Origin of the sequence: Kitasatospora sp. NPDC058046 (genome assembly GCF_042885595.1) — a bacterium.
GTDB lineage: Bacteria > Actinomycetota > Actinomycetes > Streptomycetales > Streptomycetaceae > Kitasatospora.
In genome coordinates, this window is sequence record NZ_JBHVRS010000038.1 from 15,642 (window position 1) to 31,157 (window position 15,516).

Annotated in this window: 13 protein-coding genes; 5 read left to right on the plus strand and 8 right to left on the minus strand. The window is 74.5% G+C overall.

The window, feature by feature from the left end; translation table 11 throughout:
• Positions 1-27: 27 nt before the first annotated feature.
• The 5 genes from ftsH to dacB all read right to left on the minus strand — a co-directional run bounded on the left by ftsH (position 28) and on the right by dacB (position 7,355).
• Entirely contained in the window at positions 28-2,082 is a 2,055-nt protein-coding gene (gene ftsH / locus ACFVU7_RS42180; RefSeq protein ID WP_074006436.1) for an ATP-dependent zinc metalloprotease FtsH, read from the minus strand.
• A 229-nt stretch (positions 2,083-2,311) separates the two neighbouring features.
• A complete protein-coding gene (gene hpt, locus ACFVU7_RS42185) occupies positions 2,312-2,866 on the minus strand; it encodes a hypoxanthine phosphoribosyltransferase (protein ID WP_049654051.1) in 555 nt (184 codons plus the stop codon).
• 71 nt (positions 2,867-2,937) lie between these two features.
• Entirely contained in the window at positions 2,938-4,065 is a 1,128-nt protein-coding gene (tilS, locus tag ACFVU7_RS42190; RefSeq protein ID WP_074006435.1) for a tRNA lysidine(34) synthetase TilS, read from the minus strand.
• 284 nt (positions 4,066-4,349) lie between these two features.
• Positions 4,350-5,522: a zinc-dependent metalloprotease gene (locus tag ACFVU7_RS42195; protein WP_049659916.1), complete on the minus strand. Its 1,173-nt coding sequence runs from the start codon at positions 5,520-5,522 to the stop codon at positions 4,350-4,352.
• A 177-nt stretch (positions 5,523-5,699) separates the two neighbouring features.
• Positions 5,700-7,355, minus strand: a complete 1,656-nt coding sequence (dacB, locus tag ACFVU7_RS42200; RefSeq protein ID WP_388051616.1) for a D-alanyl-D-alanine carboxypeptidase/D-alanyl-D-alanine-endopeptidase — start codon at positions 7,353-7,355, stop codon at positions 5,700-5,702.
• 76 nt (positions 7,356-7,431) lie between these two features.
• Between dacB and ACFVU7_RS42205 the strand changes: the two genes are divergently transcribed.
• Together ACFVU7_RS42205 and ACFVU7_RS42210 are read left to right on the plus strand one after the other, a co-directional pair.
• Complete coding sequence (locus ACFVU7_RS42205) at positions 7,432-7,923, plus strand: inorganic diphosphatase (protein WP_030244505.1); 492 nt, start codon at positions 7,432-7,434, stop codon at positions 7,921-7,923.
• Positions 7,924-8,137: 214 nt separating this feature from the next.
• Positions 8,138-8,806 (plus strand): heme oxygenase (biliverdin-producing), encoded by a 669-nt coding sequence (locus ACFVU7_RS42210; protein WP_388051619.1) that lies wholly within the window; start codon positions 8,138-8,140, stop codon positions 8,804-8,806.
• A gap of 82 nt (positions 8,807-8,888) precedes the next feature.
• Here the strand turns inward: ACFVU7_RS42210 and ACFVU7_RS42215 are convergent, their stop codons facing one another.
• Both ACFVU7_RS42215 and ACFVU7_RS42220 read right to left on the minus strand, forming a co-directional pair.
• Entirely contained in the window at positions 8,889-10,541 is a 1,653-nt protein-coding gene (locus tag ACFVU7_RS42215) for an HtaA domain-containing protein (RefSeq protein WP_388051621.1), read from the minus strand.
• 54 nt (positions 10,542-10,595) lie between these two features.
• Complete coding sequence (locus tag ACFVU7_RS42220) at positions 10,596-12,149, minus strand: HtaA domain-containing protein (protein WP_388051624.1); 1,554 nt, start codon at positions 12,147-12,149, stop codon at positions 10,596-10,598.
• Positions 12,150-12,320: 171 nt separating this feature from the next.
• Here ACFVU7_RS42220 and ACFVU7_RS42225 point away from each other — a divergent pair, with 171 nt between their 5' ends.
• The 3 genes from ACFVU7_RS42225 to ACFVU7_RS42235 all read left to right on the plus strand — a co-directional run bounded on the left by ACFVU7_RS42225 (position 12,321) and on the right by ACFVU7_RS42235 (position 15,243).
• Positions 12,321-13,346 (plus strand): hemin ABC transporter substrate-binding protein, encoded by a 1,026-nt coding sequence (locus ACFVU7_RS42225; protein WP_234348688.1) that lies wholly within the window; start codon positions 12,321-12,323, stop codon positions 13,344-13,346.
• A gap of 74 nt (positions 13,347-13,420) precedes the next feature.
• On the plus strand, positions 13,421-14,431 hold the full coding sequence (locus ACFVU7_RS42230; protein ID WP_388051653.1) for a FecCD family ABC transporter permease: 1,011 nt from the start codon (positions 13,421-13,423) through the stop codon (positions 14,429-14,431).
• 2 nt (positions 14,432-14,433) lie between these two features.
• Entirely contained in the window at positions 14,434-15,243 is an 810-nt protein-coding gene (locus tag ACFVU7_RS42235; RefSeq protein WP_388051656.1) for a heme ABC transporter ATP-binding protein, read from the plus strand.
• Positions 15,244-15,258: 15 nt separating this feature from the next.
• Here ACFVU7_RS42235 and ACFVU7_RS42240 read toward each other — a convergent pair whose 3' ends face one another.
• Positions 15,259-15,468, minus strand: coding sequence for a dodecin (locus ACFVU7_RS42240; RefSeq protein ID WP_049661518.1), 210 nt, complete (start codon positions 15,466-15,468; stop codon positions 15,259-15,261).
• Positions 15,469-15,516: the final 48 nt, after the last annotated feature.

Genomic DNA, 15,516 nt, shown 5'->3' on the forward strand with positions numbered 1-15,516 from the left:
CGGCATCCATTCCCTACGGAGCGGGGGTCAGCCCTCGGTCGGCGGCTCGGTGGCCGGCAGCGGCGGGAGCTTCACGACGTCCACCGGAGCGGCCTCGCCGGAGGCGGCGCCGTTGGTGAGCGCCAGCTCCTTCGGGGACTGCACCGGAGGCCGGGTGGACGGCGTGCGGCGGGCGGAGCCCGTCCAGGCCGGCCGGGTCGGGCGCTTGACGATCGGGGCGAAGACCTCGGCGATCTGCTCCTTGTTCAGGGTCTCCTTCTCCAGGAGCTCCAGGACCAGGTTGTCGAGCACGTCGCGGTTCTCGACCAGGATCTCCCAGGCCTCGTTGTGCGCCGTGTCGATGAGCTTCTTGACCTCTTCGTCGACCAGCCCGGCGACCTCTTCCGAGTAGTCGCGCTGGTGGCCCATCTCGCGGCCGAGGAACGGCTCCGAGTTGTCCGAGCCGAACTTGATCGCGCCGAGGCGCTCGGTCATGCCGTACTGGGTGACCATGGCCCGGGCCGTCGCGGTGGCCTTCTCGATGTCGTTCGAGGCACCGGTGGTCGGATCGTGGAAGACCAGCTCCTCCGCCGCGCGCCCGCCCATCATGTAGGCGAGCTGGTCGAGCATCTCGTTGCGGGTGGTGGAGTACTTGTCCTCGTCCGGCAGCACCATGGTGTAGCCGAGGGCCCGGCCGCGGGACAGGATGGTGATCTTGTGCACCGGGTCGCTGTACTGGCAGGCCGCCGCGACCAGGGCGTGGCCGCCCTCGTGGTACGCGGTGATCTTCTTCTCCCGGTCGGACATGATCCGCGTGCGCTTCTGCGGACCGGCCACGACGCGGTCGATCGCCTCGTCCAGGATGCCGTTGTCGATCAGCTTCTTGTCCGAGCGGGCGGTCAGCAGCGCCGCCTCGTTGAGGACGTTCGACAGGTCGGCACCGGTGAAGCCGGGGGTGCGCTTGGCGACGGCCGACAGGTCGACGTCGGGCGCGATCGGCTTGCCCTTCTGGTGCACCTTGAGGATGTCCAGCCGGCCCTGGAGGTCGGGGCGCTCGACCGCGATCTGGCGGTCGAAGCGGCCCGGGCGCAGCAGCGCCGGGTCCAGGATGTCGGGGCGGTTGGTCGCGGCGATCAGGATCACGCCGCCCTTGACGTCGAAGCCGTCCATCTCGACCAGCAGCTGGTTGAGGGTCTGCTCGCGCTCGTCGTGGCCGCCGCCGAGGCCCGCGCCGCGGTGCCGGCCGACGGCGTCGATCTCGTCGACGAAGACGATCGCCGGGGCGTTCGCCTTGGCCTGCTCGAAGAGGTCGCGGACGCGGCTGGCGCCGACACCGACGAACATCTCGACGAAGTCCGAGCCGGAGATGGAGTAGAAGGGCACCCCGGCCTCGCCCGCGACGGCGCGGGCCAGCAGGGTCTTGCCGGTGCCGGGCGGGCCGTAGAGCAGCACGCCCTTGGGGATCTTGGCGCCGACGGCCTGGAACTTGGCCGGCTCCTGGAGGAACTCCTTGATCTCGTGGAGCTCCTCGACCGCCTCGTCCGCGCCGGCGACGTCGGCGAAGGTGGTCTTCGGGGTGTCCTTGGTGAGCAGCTTGGCCTTGGACTTGCCGAACTGCATGACCCGGGAGCCGCCGCCCTGCATCTGGTTCATCAGGAACAGGAAGACCAGGACGATGATCACGATCGGGAGCATCGACAGCAGCAGGCTGACGAAGGTGCTCTGCTTCTCCGGGCTGATCGTGTAGCCCTCGGCGAGCGTGCTCGCGTCCTTGTCGTTGACCTGGGCCTGGAGCTTGTCGGCGATGGCGACACCCTGGTCGCCGATGTAAGAGGCCTGGAACTTGGTACCGGACGGGGTCTTGCCCGTTCCGGCACTGGGCAGCGTGGCGCCGTCCTTGAGCTGGATCTTGATCGTGTTCGAGTCACCGGTGGTGATCTGCGCCGACTTGACGTTGTGCGCGTCGATCGCCGCGACGACCTGACCGGTGTCCACCGTCTTGTAGCCGTTGGAGTCCGAAACGACCTGCATCAGCACGATGACGGCGAGGACGGCCAGCACGATCCACATGATCGGCGCACGGAAGTATCGCTTGACGTCCATCCATGCGGGGCGTTGCCGCCCCGTCCCTCCTGCCACTCAACGGCGCCGGGGGGCTGTTGGGCCGCGGCGCAATCCGATTGGTGCTCATGTGAAGAGCGGTTTATTGGACCGTACCGCAGTCGGACCCACCCATGGCGGGAGCACGGCGAGACGGCTGTGGTTCTTTGTCCCCGGGGGTCCAACGGGCGGGAACGGCCTACTGTTCCCGCCCGTAACCCGAACGGGGCCGTCAGCCGCCGTAGACGTGCGGGGCGAGGGTCCCGATGAAGGGGAGGTTGCGCAGCTTCTCCGCGTAGTCCAGGCCGTAGCCGACCACGAACTCGTTGGGGATGTCGAAGCCGACGTACTTGACGTCGATCTCGACCTTGGCGGCGTCCGGCTTGCGGAGCAGCGCGCAGACCTCCAGCGAGGCCGGACCGCGCGAGCCCAGGTTGCCGAGCAGCCAGGACAGCGTCAGACCGGAGTCGATGATGTCCTCGACGATCAGGACGTCACGGCCGGCGATGTCGGTGTCCAGGTCCTTCAGGATCCGCACCACACCGGAGGACTTGGTGCCCATCCCGTACGAGGAGACGGCCATCCAGTCCATGGTGACCTGCGAGTGCAGGGTCCGGGCCAGGTCGGCCATGACCATCACAGCCCCCTTGAGGACGCCGACGATCAGCAGGTCCTTGCCTGCGTAGTCCCGGTCGATTCGCTCGGCCAGCTCCAGGAGCTTGGCGTCGATCTCGTCCTTGCTGATGAGCACCTTCGCGAGGTCAGCGCCCATGTCGTTCTGGTCCACCGGGGATACGTCCTCAAACGTTCGGGGTCTGTGTGGCCGGCGGTCGGCTCCCCCTGGGCATGCCTCGCCCGTCAGTCGCCCTGCCGCCGAAAGACCAGCGTGCCACACCTGCGGGTGGCCTCGACGCCCCCGGGTAGGTGCAGCGGGCCCTGTCCGCGCCATCCGGTGACCAGCAGGTCGATCGTCTCCAGGTGCCGGGCGAACAGGTCCCCGGCCGGACAGCCCGCCCGCAGCGCGGCCCGGCGCAGCACCCGGCGGCGCACCGCGGGCGGCAGTTCGGCCAGCTTCACGGCGTCCAGGGCGCCGTCGCCCGTACGGAGGTCGCGTTCGGCCAGTGCGGCCCACTGGTCGAGGGCGTCGGCGTCGTCGCGGAACAGCCGGGCGGTGCGGGCCAGCGCCTCGACCACCCCGCCGCCCAGGTGCTTCTCCAGGACCGGCAGCACCTCGTGGCGGACCCGGGAGCGGGTGTAGGCGGGATCACAGTTGTGCGGGTCGTCCCAGACCGGGATCGACTGGGCGGCGCAGGCCTGCCGGGTGGCCGCCCGGTCCAGCTCCAGCAGCGGGCGGCGGTAGCGGCCCTTCTGGGCGGGCATCCCGGCCAGCGAGCGGGAGCCGGAGCCGCGGGCCAGGCCCAGCAGCACGGTCTCGGCCTGGTCGTCCCGGGTGTGGCCGAGCAGCACCGCGATCGCGCCGTGGCGGTCGGCGGCCGCGTCCAGGGCGGCGTAGCGGGCGTCCCGGGCGGCGGCCTCCGGGCCCCCGGCGCGGCCGACCCGGACCGGGACCGCCTCCACCGGGTCGAGGCCGAGGCTGCGCAGCCGGTCGGCCACCTGGGCGGCGCGCTCGGCGGATCCCGCCTGGAGGCCGTGGTCGACGGTGACGGCGCCGACCCGCAGGCCGATCTTGGGGGCTTCGAAGGCGGCGGCGATGGCCAGCGCCATCGAGTCGGCGCCGCCGCTGACCGCGACCAGGACCAGCGGCGAGCCGGGCGCGGCCGGGGTCCGGGGCAGCCCGGAGGGGTGGCGCGCGGCGTTGCCGATCAGGGTGGTGCCGACCGCGGCACCCACCAGCGGCGCCCCGGCCGGGCGCTCCCGGGGCCGGCGCACCGGCGCGGTGAAGGTGGAACCGGCCTCGGCGGCGAGGTCGGTGAGCGTACGGCGAACGGCCAGGCGTATCGCGGCGACGGCGGGGTGAGGACCCACGGCGGACGACTCCTCGACGGAGGGGGGACAGGACGTGCGGCGGACGCGGCGGGGACCGCGCACCCGCATGAGCACCCGGTTACCGGGCGCTCACAGATGGTGGCAGATAGTGGCCACCCACTACGCCACCCGCGCCCCCGGCAGGTCGACCGTCCCACGTTCGGGTGAATGAAGAAACGCTTCTTCACTCGTCGTCGGCCTGATTGGACCACTCGTACGAGCGGGTTTGACCGGCGCGCGCCGCTTGCCGTCCGGCATACGGCGCGCCCGCGTCACGACCGCGCTCAGCGGGCCACCCGGGCCACCCAGGCGGCCGGGTCGTGGATCTCGTCCTTGGTGGGCAGGGTGTTCGGGGAGGTCCACACCCGGTTGAACCCCTCCATGCCGACCTGCTCCACCACCCCGCGCACGAACACCGCGCCGTCCTGGTACTGGCGCAGCTTCGCGTCCATGCCGAGCAGCCGGCGCAGCAGCAGGTCGAGCCGGTTGGCGCCGCGGTCCCGGCGCTGCTGGAACTTCTCCCGGATCTCGGCGACCGTCGGCACCACGGCCGGCCCGACGCCGTCCATCACCACGTCCGCGTGGCCCTCCAGCAGCGACATCACGGCCGTCAGCCGGCCGAGGATCTCGCGCTGCGCGGGCGACTGGACGATCTCCAGCAGGTTCCCGGAGGAGGCGCCCTCCCGGCTGCCGCCACCCGGCAGGCCGCCGAGCGAACCCGCCGCGTCCCGCAGCCGCTCCAGCAGGGCGCCCGGGTCGACGTCCGTCTCGGCGAGGAAGGACTGCACCTCGGACTGGATGTGGTCGCGCAGCCACGGCACCGCGGTGAACTGCGTCCGGTGCGTCTCCTCGTGCAGGCAGACCCAGAGCCGGAAGTCGGACGGGTCGACGTCCAGCTCCCGCTCGACGTGCACGATGTTCGGCGCCACCAGCAGCAGCCGGCCCGGCCCGGGGCCCTCCGGCCCCAGCCGCGGCTTGTCGAACAGCGCCGCCGGGCTGTCCGGCGCCTCCAGCGGGGGCTCGGCCGGGGCGAAGGTCTCGTACTGGCCCAGCACCTTGGTGGACAGGAACGCCAGCAGCGCCCCGACCTCGATCCCGGTCGCCTTCTCGCCCACCGCGCCGAACACCCCGGCCGCCGTGCTGTTCGCCCGACGCGCCTGGAGCTTCTCCACCAGCGGCTGGACGACCGTGCGGAAGCCCGCCACGTTGGCCCGGATCCACCCCGGACGGTCCACCACCAGCACCGGCGTCGCCGCGGCCTGGGACAGGCTGGACGAACGCATGCCGGTGAACGCCCGCACGTGCTCCTCCGCCTCCAGGGCGTGCCGGCGCAGCTCGGCGACCACCGCCGCCGCTTCCTCCCGGCTCACTTCCGGACCCGGCCGCACCAACCTGGTCGCGGTTGCGACCGCGAGGTTCCAGTCGACCATGTCAGCACCGCCACTCGCGCTCGTCATGCCCTCACCGTACGTGCTCCCCACCACCAACGGCAGCCACCCGCCGCGAACACCTCTCCCCAACGGGCCCCGGCCCCACCGGTCTCCGGCCGCGACCAGTGGCGGGCGGCGGACCGGTGCGCGGCGGCGGGGTGCCTCCGGGCCGCCGGGCCGGGGCCGTTGAAGGGCAGCGCCGGGTCAGTGGCAGCCGCAGGTGGTGAGGCGGGCGGCGACGCGGTCCATCGCGGCGCGGGCGGTGTCGGCGGGGGCGGCGGTACGGGTCATGACGGCAAAGGCGAGCAGGCGGCCGTCGGCGTCGACGACGGTGCCCGCGAGGGTGTTGACGCCGCTGAGGGTGCCGGTCTTGGCGCGGATCAGCCCGGCCGCGTCGGCGGCGCCGGACCCGGAGCCGTACCGCTTGTTGAGGGTGCCGGTGAAGCCGGCGACCGGGAGGCCGGTGAGCACCGGGCGCAGGGCGGGGTGCTGCTCGGAGGCGGCCAGCGCGAGGAGTCGGACCAGGACGGCGGGCGGTATCGCGTTGCCCGGGTGCAGGCCGCTGCCGTCGTTGAGGACCACGGTGCCCATCGGCACGCCGAGCCGGGTGAGCTCCTGGGTGACGGTGGCCGCGGCGCCCTCGAAGCTCGCGGGCTGGTGGGCGGCGATGGCGACCTGACGGGCGATCGCCTCGGCGAGCTGGTTGTCGGAGGTGGTCAGCAGGCGTTCGACCAGCCGGGCGACGGTCGGCGAGAAGACGTCGCCGAGGGGCGCCGTGCCGGTGGCGGTCGGGGCGGGCGCGGGCGCGGCGGCGGGGCCGGCCTTGCCCGTCACGGTGATGCCGCGGGCCCGGAGCAGCGCGGCGAAGGCCTCGGCGGCCGCGGCCGCCGGGTCGGCGACCCGGTCCGGCGCGTCCTCCCGGCTCTTCGGGTCCGCCTTGGCCTCGTCCACCATCAGCGGGACCACCAGGGCGATGTTCTGGGCGTCGTGGTTCCTGTGCTGCGGGCCGCCCGCGTACATCGACAGGTCGTAGTCCAGCTGGACCGTCGTGGTGCCGAGGCCCTTGAGGCTGTCGGCGGTCTGCTGGGCGAGGGAGTCCAGTGAGGCGGGGGCGGTGTCGGCGTCGGCCGGCTGACCGCCGATCTGCACCTGGTCGGCGGGCAGCGCGGTGAGCGTCGGGTCGCCGCCGCCGACCAGGGTGATGGTGCCCGGGGCCGCGCCCTGGACCACCCGGGTGTGCAGCCGGGTGTCGCCCGGGATGAGGGACAGGGCCGCGACCGCGGTGGCCAGCTTGGTGGTGGAGGCGGGGGTGGCGGGGGTGTTCTCCCCGGAGCCGTACAGGAGTTGGCCGGTGCCGGCGTCCGCGACGGCGAAGGTGACCTCGCCGAGGTTCTTGTCGGCGAGCGCGGCGGCGAGCGCCTGCCGGAGGCCCTGCGCGGTGGGGACGGCGGCGCCCGGGCCGCCCTCGACGGCGGCCAGGACGGCGCCCGGCGCGGGGGCCGGGCGCGCAGCGGACGCGTCGCCACCCCCGGTGGCGGGCACGGGGGCGCCGGGCACGGAGGCCGCGGGCGTGGGCGCGGCGGGCGGCGCGGCGCGACGGGCGGGCGCGGCAGCTGGGTCGTCGTTCGACCGGGGACCGGCGCCGCCCTTCCCGTGGTCGCCCTTCCTCCCGCCGTGGCCGTTCGGTCCGTCGTGGTCCTCGCCCTCGCCCGGCCCGGCGCTGTGCCCGCCCGGCGGCGGGGCCGGCTGCGCGACCGCACCACCCGAGGTCAGGACCGTACCGACGACCAGGAGCGCCGCTCCGAACAGCCCCGCGGCCGTCCCCCCGCGGCGGCCCGCCGCCCCTCCCCCTGTGCCCACCGACCGGCCCCTTTCCCGAGCACCCGCTCCCGTAGGAGACACTTGGATTCTGTCAGTCCCTACCTTGGAGGAACCGTTGGAGTTCGACGTCCTTATCGAAATCCCGAAGGGCTCTCGTAACAAGTACGAGGTCGACCACGAGACCGGCCGTCTGCGGCTCGACCGGATGCTCTTCACCTCGACCCGCTACCCGGCCGACTACGGCTACGTCGAGGGCACGCTCGGCGAGGACGGCGACCCGCTGGACGCCCTGGTCATCCTGGACGAGCCGACCTTCCCGGGCTGCCTCATCAAGTGCCGCGCCATCGGCATGTTCCAGATGACCGACGAGGCCGGCGGCGACGACAAGCTGCTCTGCGTCCCGGCGACGGACCCGCGCTGGGAGCACCTGCGCGACATCCACCACGTGTCGGAGTTCGACCGCCTGGAGATCCAGCACTTCTTCGAGGTCTACAAGGACCTGGAGCCGGGCAAGTCGGTCGAGGGCGCCAACTGGGTCGGCCGCGCCGAGGCCGAGGCCGAGGTCACCGCTTCGATCAAGCGTCTGGCGGAGCAGGGCGGCCACTGAGCCGTCGTTCCGATCCCACTCGGCCGGGGACGGTCGGAGGCAGGTCGGGACAGCCCGGGGCCGGGGTTCGCGGATTCGTCCGCGGACCCCGGCCTCTGTCGTGTCCGGGGACGGGACGTCTTGCCGACAGCCTGTCGGCAAGACGCGAAGTTAGGTTAGGCTAACCACACATTCAGCCGATTCCCACCGGCCGATCCCGGACCCTGGAGGCCGCATGCCCACGCCCGCGCCCGCCCCGTTCTCCACCGTGCTCCGCACCGCCAGCAGCGAGGAGCACGAGGCCGCCGAACACTCCTCGTTCATGAGCCGGCTGCTGGGCGGCGGTCTCGGGATCGAGGCGTACGCCGACCTCACCGGCCAGCTCTGGCACGTCTACCGGGCCCTGGAAGAGCGGGCCGAGCAGCTCGCGGAGCACCCGCTGGCGGGCCCCTTCATCGACCGGTCGCTGCTGCGCACCGCCGCCATCGAGCGCGACCTGGCGCACCTGCGCGGGCCCGACTGGCGGGACGGCCTGGCCCCGCTGCCGGCCACCGCCGCGTACGTCGCCCGGCTGGAGGAGCTGGCCGCCGAGTGGCCGGCCGGGTACCTCGCGCACCACTACACCCGCTACCTGGGCGACCTGTCGGGCGGTCAGATCATCCGGGGCATAGCGGAGAAGACCTGGGGCTTCGAGCGCAAGGGCGACGGCGTGCGGTTCTACGTCTTCGAGGAGGTCGACAACCCGGCCGCCTTCAAGCGCGAGTACCGGGCGAAGCTGGACGCGGCCGGGGAGGCGATGGACGAGGTCGAGCGGCGCCGGGTGGTCGAGGAGTGCAAGCGGGCCTTCGTGCTCAACGGGGCGGTCTTCCGCGACCTGGACACGCGCTACCCGCTGAATGCGTAAACGTTCCTCCTTACCCCGGTCACGGGAAACGGCCCCGGCGAGCGCTTGCTCGCCGGGGCCGTTTCGGCACTCCGTCCGGGCGTCAGGCCTGGACCGCACCACGGCGGTTGCGCACCAGGACGGTGGCGCTGCCGCCGACCAGCAGCAGACCGGCCGCGGTGGCCAGCAGCGGGACCACCGGGGTGTCCGCGCCGGTGGCGGCCAGCGAGCCGCCGCCCGTACCGCTCAGGCCGCCGGTGGTCAGCGAGGCCCCGCCGGAGGTACCGGTGCCGGTGCCCTGGCCGCCGCCGGCCGCGGAACCGCCGCCGGCGCTGCCGTTGCCGTTGCCGTTGCCGGAGGAGCCGGCCGGCGGCAGCTTGGCGTCCTTGTCGAAGGCGAGGGTGGCGCTGACCGGGTCCAGGGCCGTACCGGCCGGGTAGTTGGAGAAGGCCGGCACCCCCTCGGCGGTGAGCGTGGCCGGAACGCCGGAGAGCGTCACCACGCCGCCGACCGGCTTCAGGGCGGCGGCCGGGACGTCCAGCCGGGCGATCCTGACACCGCTCAGCGAGGTCGAACCGCCGTCCTGGGACTTGCCGTTGACGTCGGCGGTCAGGAAGGCGCCGTCCCGGTCGATGGTCAGGCCCAGCTTGGAGAGCGTGGTGTCCAGCGCCCAGCCGTCCTTGCCGGGGTGGCCGAGGAAGCGGACCGAGCCGTTGAAGGCGGCGCTCAGGGAGTGGTCGGTGGTGTTGTAGGCACCGGTGGCACCGCCGAAGCGGTAGTCGGCCGCGCCGCCGCCGAACTCGACCTTCCCGGCGGCCATCGGGGACTCCAGGTACGTGCGGAAGCTCTCCTTGACCTTCCAGTCCAGCGTCCCGTTCACCACCGGCAGGGTGGCCGGGGCCGTGCCGGGGCCCCCGCTCGCGGACGGGGAGGCGGTGGCGCCGGGCGCCTGGGTGGCCGACGGCGAGGAGCCGGCCGAGGGGGTGCCGGACGACGGGGCCGCGGTCGGCGTGCCGGTGGCCGTGGCGGTGGGGCTCGCGCTCGGGCTGCCGGTCGGGCCGCCGGTCGGGCCCGTGCTCGGCGAGGAGGTGGCGGACGGCGTGGCGGTGGCCGTCGCGGTCGGCGGCACGGTCGGCGGGGTCGTGGCCGGGCTCTGCTTCAGCAGCAGCGACAGCGGGTCCATGTCCGCCCCCGCCGGGTAGAAGCCGGCGAAGGCCCGGGCGCCCTGCTCGGTCAGCTTGGCCGCGGCGGGCGTCCCGTTGGTGGTGTCCCGCGCGACGGTGAACGTCACCAGCGGCACGTCGTCCCGGCGGGTGACGTCGGCGGCGCCCACCAACTCCTTGGAGGCGGTGTCGGCGGTCAGCGTGCCGGTGGTGCCGGAGGTGGTGATCCGCAGGTCGCTGAGCGCGACGTCCAGCGCGCCGTGGTGGGCGGTGAAGTGCACGCCGCCGGTGAAGGAGGAGCTGAGCGCGTGCGTGGTGAGGTCGTACGCCGCGTTCGCCAGGCCGAAGTGGAAGGTGCCGTCGGCGTTGCGGGTCGCGCCGCCGGTCAGCTCGATCGCGCCGCCCTGGGAGGCCGGGCCCTCGATGTAGCTGCGGAAGCTGGCCTTCACACCCCAGTCCAGCGCTCCGGTGTCGTACGTGACGCTGCTCGGGCCGCCCGCGCCGAAGGCCAGTGCGGGGGCGCCGAGGGCGGTCAGGCCGAGGCCGGCGGTGGCGGCCGCGAGGGCGGCCAGCCGGGTGCGGTTGCGGGACATGCTGGGTACTCCGTTCGGATGGGGGGAGGGAGCGGGGGGACGCTCCCGGAGGGGTCAGGCCGCGTCGTCGGCGTCGGGCCCGGTGGCGGGGGCCCCGGCCGCGGCGGCCGCCCGGCGGCGGCGGACGAGCAGGCCGCCGGTGGTGGCGAGGGCCGCCACCAGCACCGCGCCGCCGACCACGGCCGGCACCGGAACGCCGTCCGGGGAGGACGCGGCGACGGGCGCGGCGGCCGGGGAGGCGGGCGGGCTCGCGACGGCGCCCGGCGGGGTGGCCGGGGCGCTGCCGAGGTCGGGCAGCGGGGGCAGCGCGGCGGCCGGGTCGAGGGCGACGGCGAAGCTCAGCGGGTCCATCGCGGTGCCCGCCGGGTACAGGCCGCCGAAGGCCTCGGCGCCGCCCTCGGCGAGCGTGAGCGGCAGTTCGACGGCCGTCAGCAGGCCGCCCTCGGCCTTGAGGCCGGCCGGGTCGAAGGTCGCCAGCTCGACGCCGGGGAGCTGCCGGGTGCCGCCGTCCGGGGTCCGGCCGGAGACGTCGGCGAGCAGTCGGCCCTGGCCGCCGGAGACGCTGACGCCCGGGTTGGCGAGGGTGAGGTCCAGGCCGTAGCCGTCGCCGGCGCGCATGCCGGTGAAGCGGACGGTGCCGGTGAAGGCGGCGGTCAGCTCGCCGGTCGCCGGGTCGTACGCGCCCTTGGCCGGGGTCCAGCGGAAGAACGCGCCGCCGTCGGCCGCGCCGCCGCCGAGCTCCCAACGGCCTTGGGCGATCGCGCCGGTGACGTAGTCGCGGAAGGTGCGGCGCACGCCCCAGTCGAGGGCGCCGTCGGCGAACCCGGTACGGGCCGGGGCCTGGGCGGCCGGCTCGGTGGCCGGCGGGACGGCCGGCTCGGCCTGCGACGGGGCGGTCGCCGGCGGCGTGGTCGCGGGCGCGGCCGTGGCGGCCGCGCCGGACGTCGGGGCGGGGGCCGCCGGCGTCGGCTGCGCGGCGGGCAGGTTGACCGAGAGGCTGAGCGGGTCGAGGGCCGTGCCGGCCTGGTAGAAGCCGCCGAAGGCCTTCGCCCCGGCGTCGGTGAGGGTCGCCGGGACACCGCTCAGCGTCAGGGTGCCGGCCGCGCCGCGCAGGTCGACGCCGGCCAGCGAGAGGTCGGCCAGCTTGGCCTGGCTCGCGCTGCTGACCTGCCCGGTCTCCTTGGACTTGCTGCTGACGTCGGCGTACAGCCCGGCCGCGCCGCCCTGGACGGCCTTGAAGGTGAGCCGGCCGATGCTCAGGTCGAGCGCGTTGGAGCCGCCCTCCTGGTGCCCGGTGAACCGCACGCCGCCGGAGAAGGCGGCGGTCAGCGCGCCGGCCGCCGGATCGTACGTGCCGTTCGCCGAGTGGAACCGGAAGGTGCTGCCGCCGACCGTGGCCGCGCCGCCGGTCAGCCCCCAACTCCCCTTGGCGATGGGCCCGGTGACGTAGGTCAGGAAGGACTGCTTGATGCCCCAGTCCAGCCGGCCGCCGGAGACCCTGCCCTCGGCGGCGGCCGCCGGCCCCGGCGACAGGCCCACGGCCAGCAGGGCGGCGAGGGAGGCCACCAGGGCGGCGGCCAGACGGCGGAGCCGGCTGGACAGGGGCACGGCGAATCACTCCTCAGGGGGCATGGGGGATGCCGCAAAGGGGGCCCGGTGGGCACCACCCCCTTGCGGAATTCAGGTAAGGCTAACCTAATATATGAGTCAAGAGCCCCGCCGCCCCCTCCCCCGGCGGCGGGGCGCCAAAGGCACCAACTCCCGGTGAAGGGAACCAGGTTGAGCAGCGTTACGATCCGTTCCGGGGCGGCCCGCGGGCCCGTCCTCCTGCTGCTCGCCCTCGGCCTGCTGCTCGCCCTCACCGCCTGCGGCGCCGCGAGCGGGACGGCCGGGGCAGCGGGGGCGGCCGTCTCCCGCACCCCCGACGCCGTCGAACCGCTGCCCGGCGAGCCCGTCCCCCGGCTCCCGGCCACCACCGCCTCCGCCGACGGCCGCCAGGTCACCGTCACCAGCGCCGAACGGGTCATCCCGCTCAACGGCAGCCTCGCCGAGCTGGTGTTCAGCCTCGGCCTCGGCCCCAAGGTGGTCGCCCGGGACGTCTCCACCACCTTCGAACAGGCCGCCGCCCTGCCGGTGATCACCCAGGCCCACGACGTCTCCGCCGAGGGCGTGCTCTCACTGCACCCCACCGTCGTCCTCGCCGACCGCTCCACCGGCCCGGCCGAGGCGATCGCGCAGATCCGGGCGGCCGGCGTCCCGCTGATCGTCCTGGACGACGCCAAGCGGCTGGCCGACGTCGGACCGCGCATCGACACCGTCGCCGCCGCACTCGGCGTCCCGGACGCCGGACGGCAGCTCAAGGAGCGCACCGAGCAGCGGATCGACCAGGCCATGGCCGCCGTCCCGGCCGACGGCCGGCACCCCCGGGTCGCCTTCCTCTACCTGCGCGGCAGCGCCTCCGTCTACCTGCTCGGCGGCCCCGGTTCCGGCGCCGGCTCGCTGATCGAGGCGGTCGGCGGCGAGGACGCCGGCACCGCCGCCGGCCTCACCAACGACTTCGTCCCGCTCACCAGCGAGGCCCTGGTCAAGGCCGCACCCGACGCGATCCTGGTGATGAGCAAGGGGCTGGACTCGGTCGGCGGAACGGACGGCCTGCTCAAGCTGCCCGGCGTCGCCCAGACCCCGGCCGGGCTCGACCGCCGGATCGTCTCGATCGAGGACGGCCAGCTGCTCAGCTACGGCCCGCGCACCCCGCAGGTCCTGCGCGGGATCACCGCCCAGCTCTACCCGGCGGACGCCAAGTGACCACCGCCGTACGGGAGGAGACCTCCCGCGAGGCCCCCGGGGAGAGCGCCGCACCGACCGCCGGCCGGACCGCCCTGCTCACCGCCGGACTCGCCGCCGCCCTGCTCCTCTGCGCCCTCCTCGCGGCCGGCGTCGGCGCCTACCGCATCCCGCTCGGCGACATCCTCGCCTCCACCGCCCACCGCCTCGGCCTCGGCGGCCACGCCCTGGACCGGGTGCCCGAGTCCGTGCTGTGGAACGTCCGGCTGCCCCGGGTGGTGCTCGCCCTGCTGGTCGGCGGCTCGCTCGGCTGCGCCGGGGCACTGATGCAGGGCGTGTTCGGCAACCCGCTCGCCGAGCCCGCCGTGATCGGGGTCTCCTCCGGCAGCGCGGTCGGCACGGTGGCCTGCATCGTGCTCGGCCTGAACACCCTGGGCGGTTGGACGGCCCCCGTCTTCGCCTTCGCCGGCGGCCTGCTGACGGTCGTCGCGGTGTACGCGATGTCCCGCTCCGGCGGGCGGACCGAGGTGGTCACGCTGATCCTCACCGGCGTCGCCGTGAACGCCTTCTGCGGCGCGCTGATCGGCATCCTGCTGTTCATCGCCGACCCCGCCGCGATCAGCCAGGTCACCTTCTGGCAGCTCGGCTCGCTCTCCCAGGCCACCTGGGGCAAGGTGCTCGCCGTCCTGCCGTTCGCGCTGGCCGGCCTGGCCGTCGCCCCGCTGTACGCCCGCAGGCTGGACCTGCTGGCGCTCGGCGAGCGCCCGGCCCGCCACCTCGGGGTGGACGTCGAGCGGATGCGGCTGGCGCTGATCACCGTCGTCGCCCTGCTCACCGCGGCGGCCGTGGCGGTCAGCGGCATCGTCGGCTTCGTCGGCCTGATCGTCCCGCACCTGCTGCGGATGCTCGCCGGGCCCGGCCACCGCTTCCTGCTGCCCGCCTCGGCACTCGGCGGCGCGCTGGTGCTGGTGGCCGCCGACCTCGCCTCCCGCACCGTCGCCGAGCCCGCCGAGATCCCGCTCGGGGTGGTCACCGCACTGATCGGCAGCCCGTTCTTCTTCTGGCTGCTGCGCCGGACCAGGACCAGGCAGGGAGGCTGGGCGTGAGACTGCGACGCCACCGGGAGATCCCCGAACGACCGGAGCCCGGAAGCGAGTTGCTCGCCGCCGAGGGCGTCCGGCTGAGCCTCGGCGGGCGCCCTCTGCTGGACGGCGCCGCCGTCCGGGTCGCGGCCGGCGAACTGGTCGCGCTGCTCGGGCCGAACGGCGCCGGCAAGTCCACCCTGCTGTCCGTACTGGCCGGCGACGTCCGGCCGGACGGCGGGTCGGTCGCCCTGCGCGGCCGCCCGCCGGCCGACTACGGCGCCGCCGAACTCGCCCTGCACCGCGCCCTGTTGCCGCAGTCCGCCGCACTGTCCTTCCCGTTCCCGGCCGACGAGGTGGTCCGAATGGGCCGCGCGCCGTGGGCGGGCACCGCGGCGGCCGCCGAGGACGCGGCGGCCGTGGCCGAGGCGATGGCGGCCACCGAGTCCACCGCCTTCGCCGGGCGCCCGTTCACCGCCCTGTCCGGCGGCGAGCGGGCCCGGGTGGCGCTGGCCCGGGTGCTGGCCCAGCGCACCCCGCTGCTCCTCCTGGACGAGCCGACCGCCGCCCTCGACCTGCGCCACCAGGAGCTGGTGCTGCGGGTCGCCCGGGCCCGGGCCGCGGCCGGGGACGGGGTGGTCGTGGTGCTGCACGACCTGTCCCTGGCGGCGGCCTACGCGGACCGGGTGGTCCTGCTGACGGGCGGGGCGACGGTCGCGGACGGGCCGGTCGCCGAGGTGCTGCGGGCGCCGCTGCTCAGCGAGGTGTACGGGCACCCCGTCGAGGTGCTGGCGCACCCGCGCACCGGGGTGCCGCTGGTGCTGCCGGAGCGCTGAGCGCTTCGCCGGCGCTCAGTCCTCCAGCCGGAAGCCGACCTTGATGCACACCTGGTAGTGCTTGATCCGGCCGTCCTCCAGGTGGCCCCGGACCTGCGAGACCTCGAACCAGTCGAGGTTGCGCAGCGTCCGGGAGGCCCGCTCCACCCCGTTGCGGATCGCGGCGTCGACGCTCTCGGCCGAGGACCCGACGATCTCGGTCACCCGGTACACATGGTCGGTCATGGCGGACTCCCTCAGCTGTACGGACGCCCCCCGGTCCACCGTGCACCG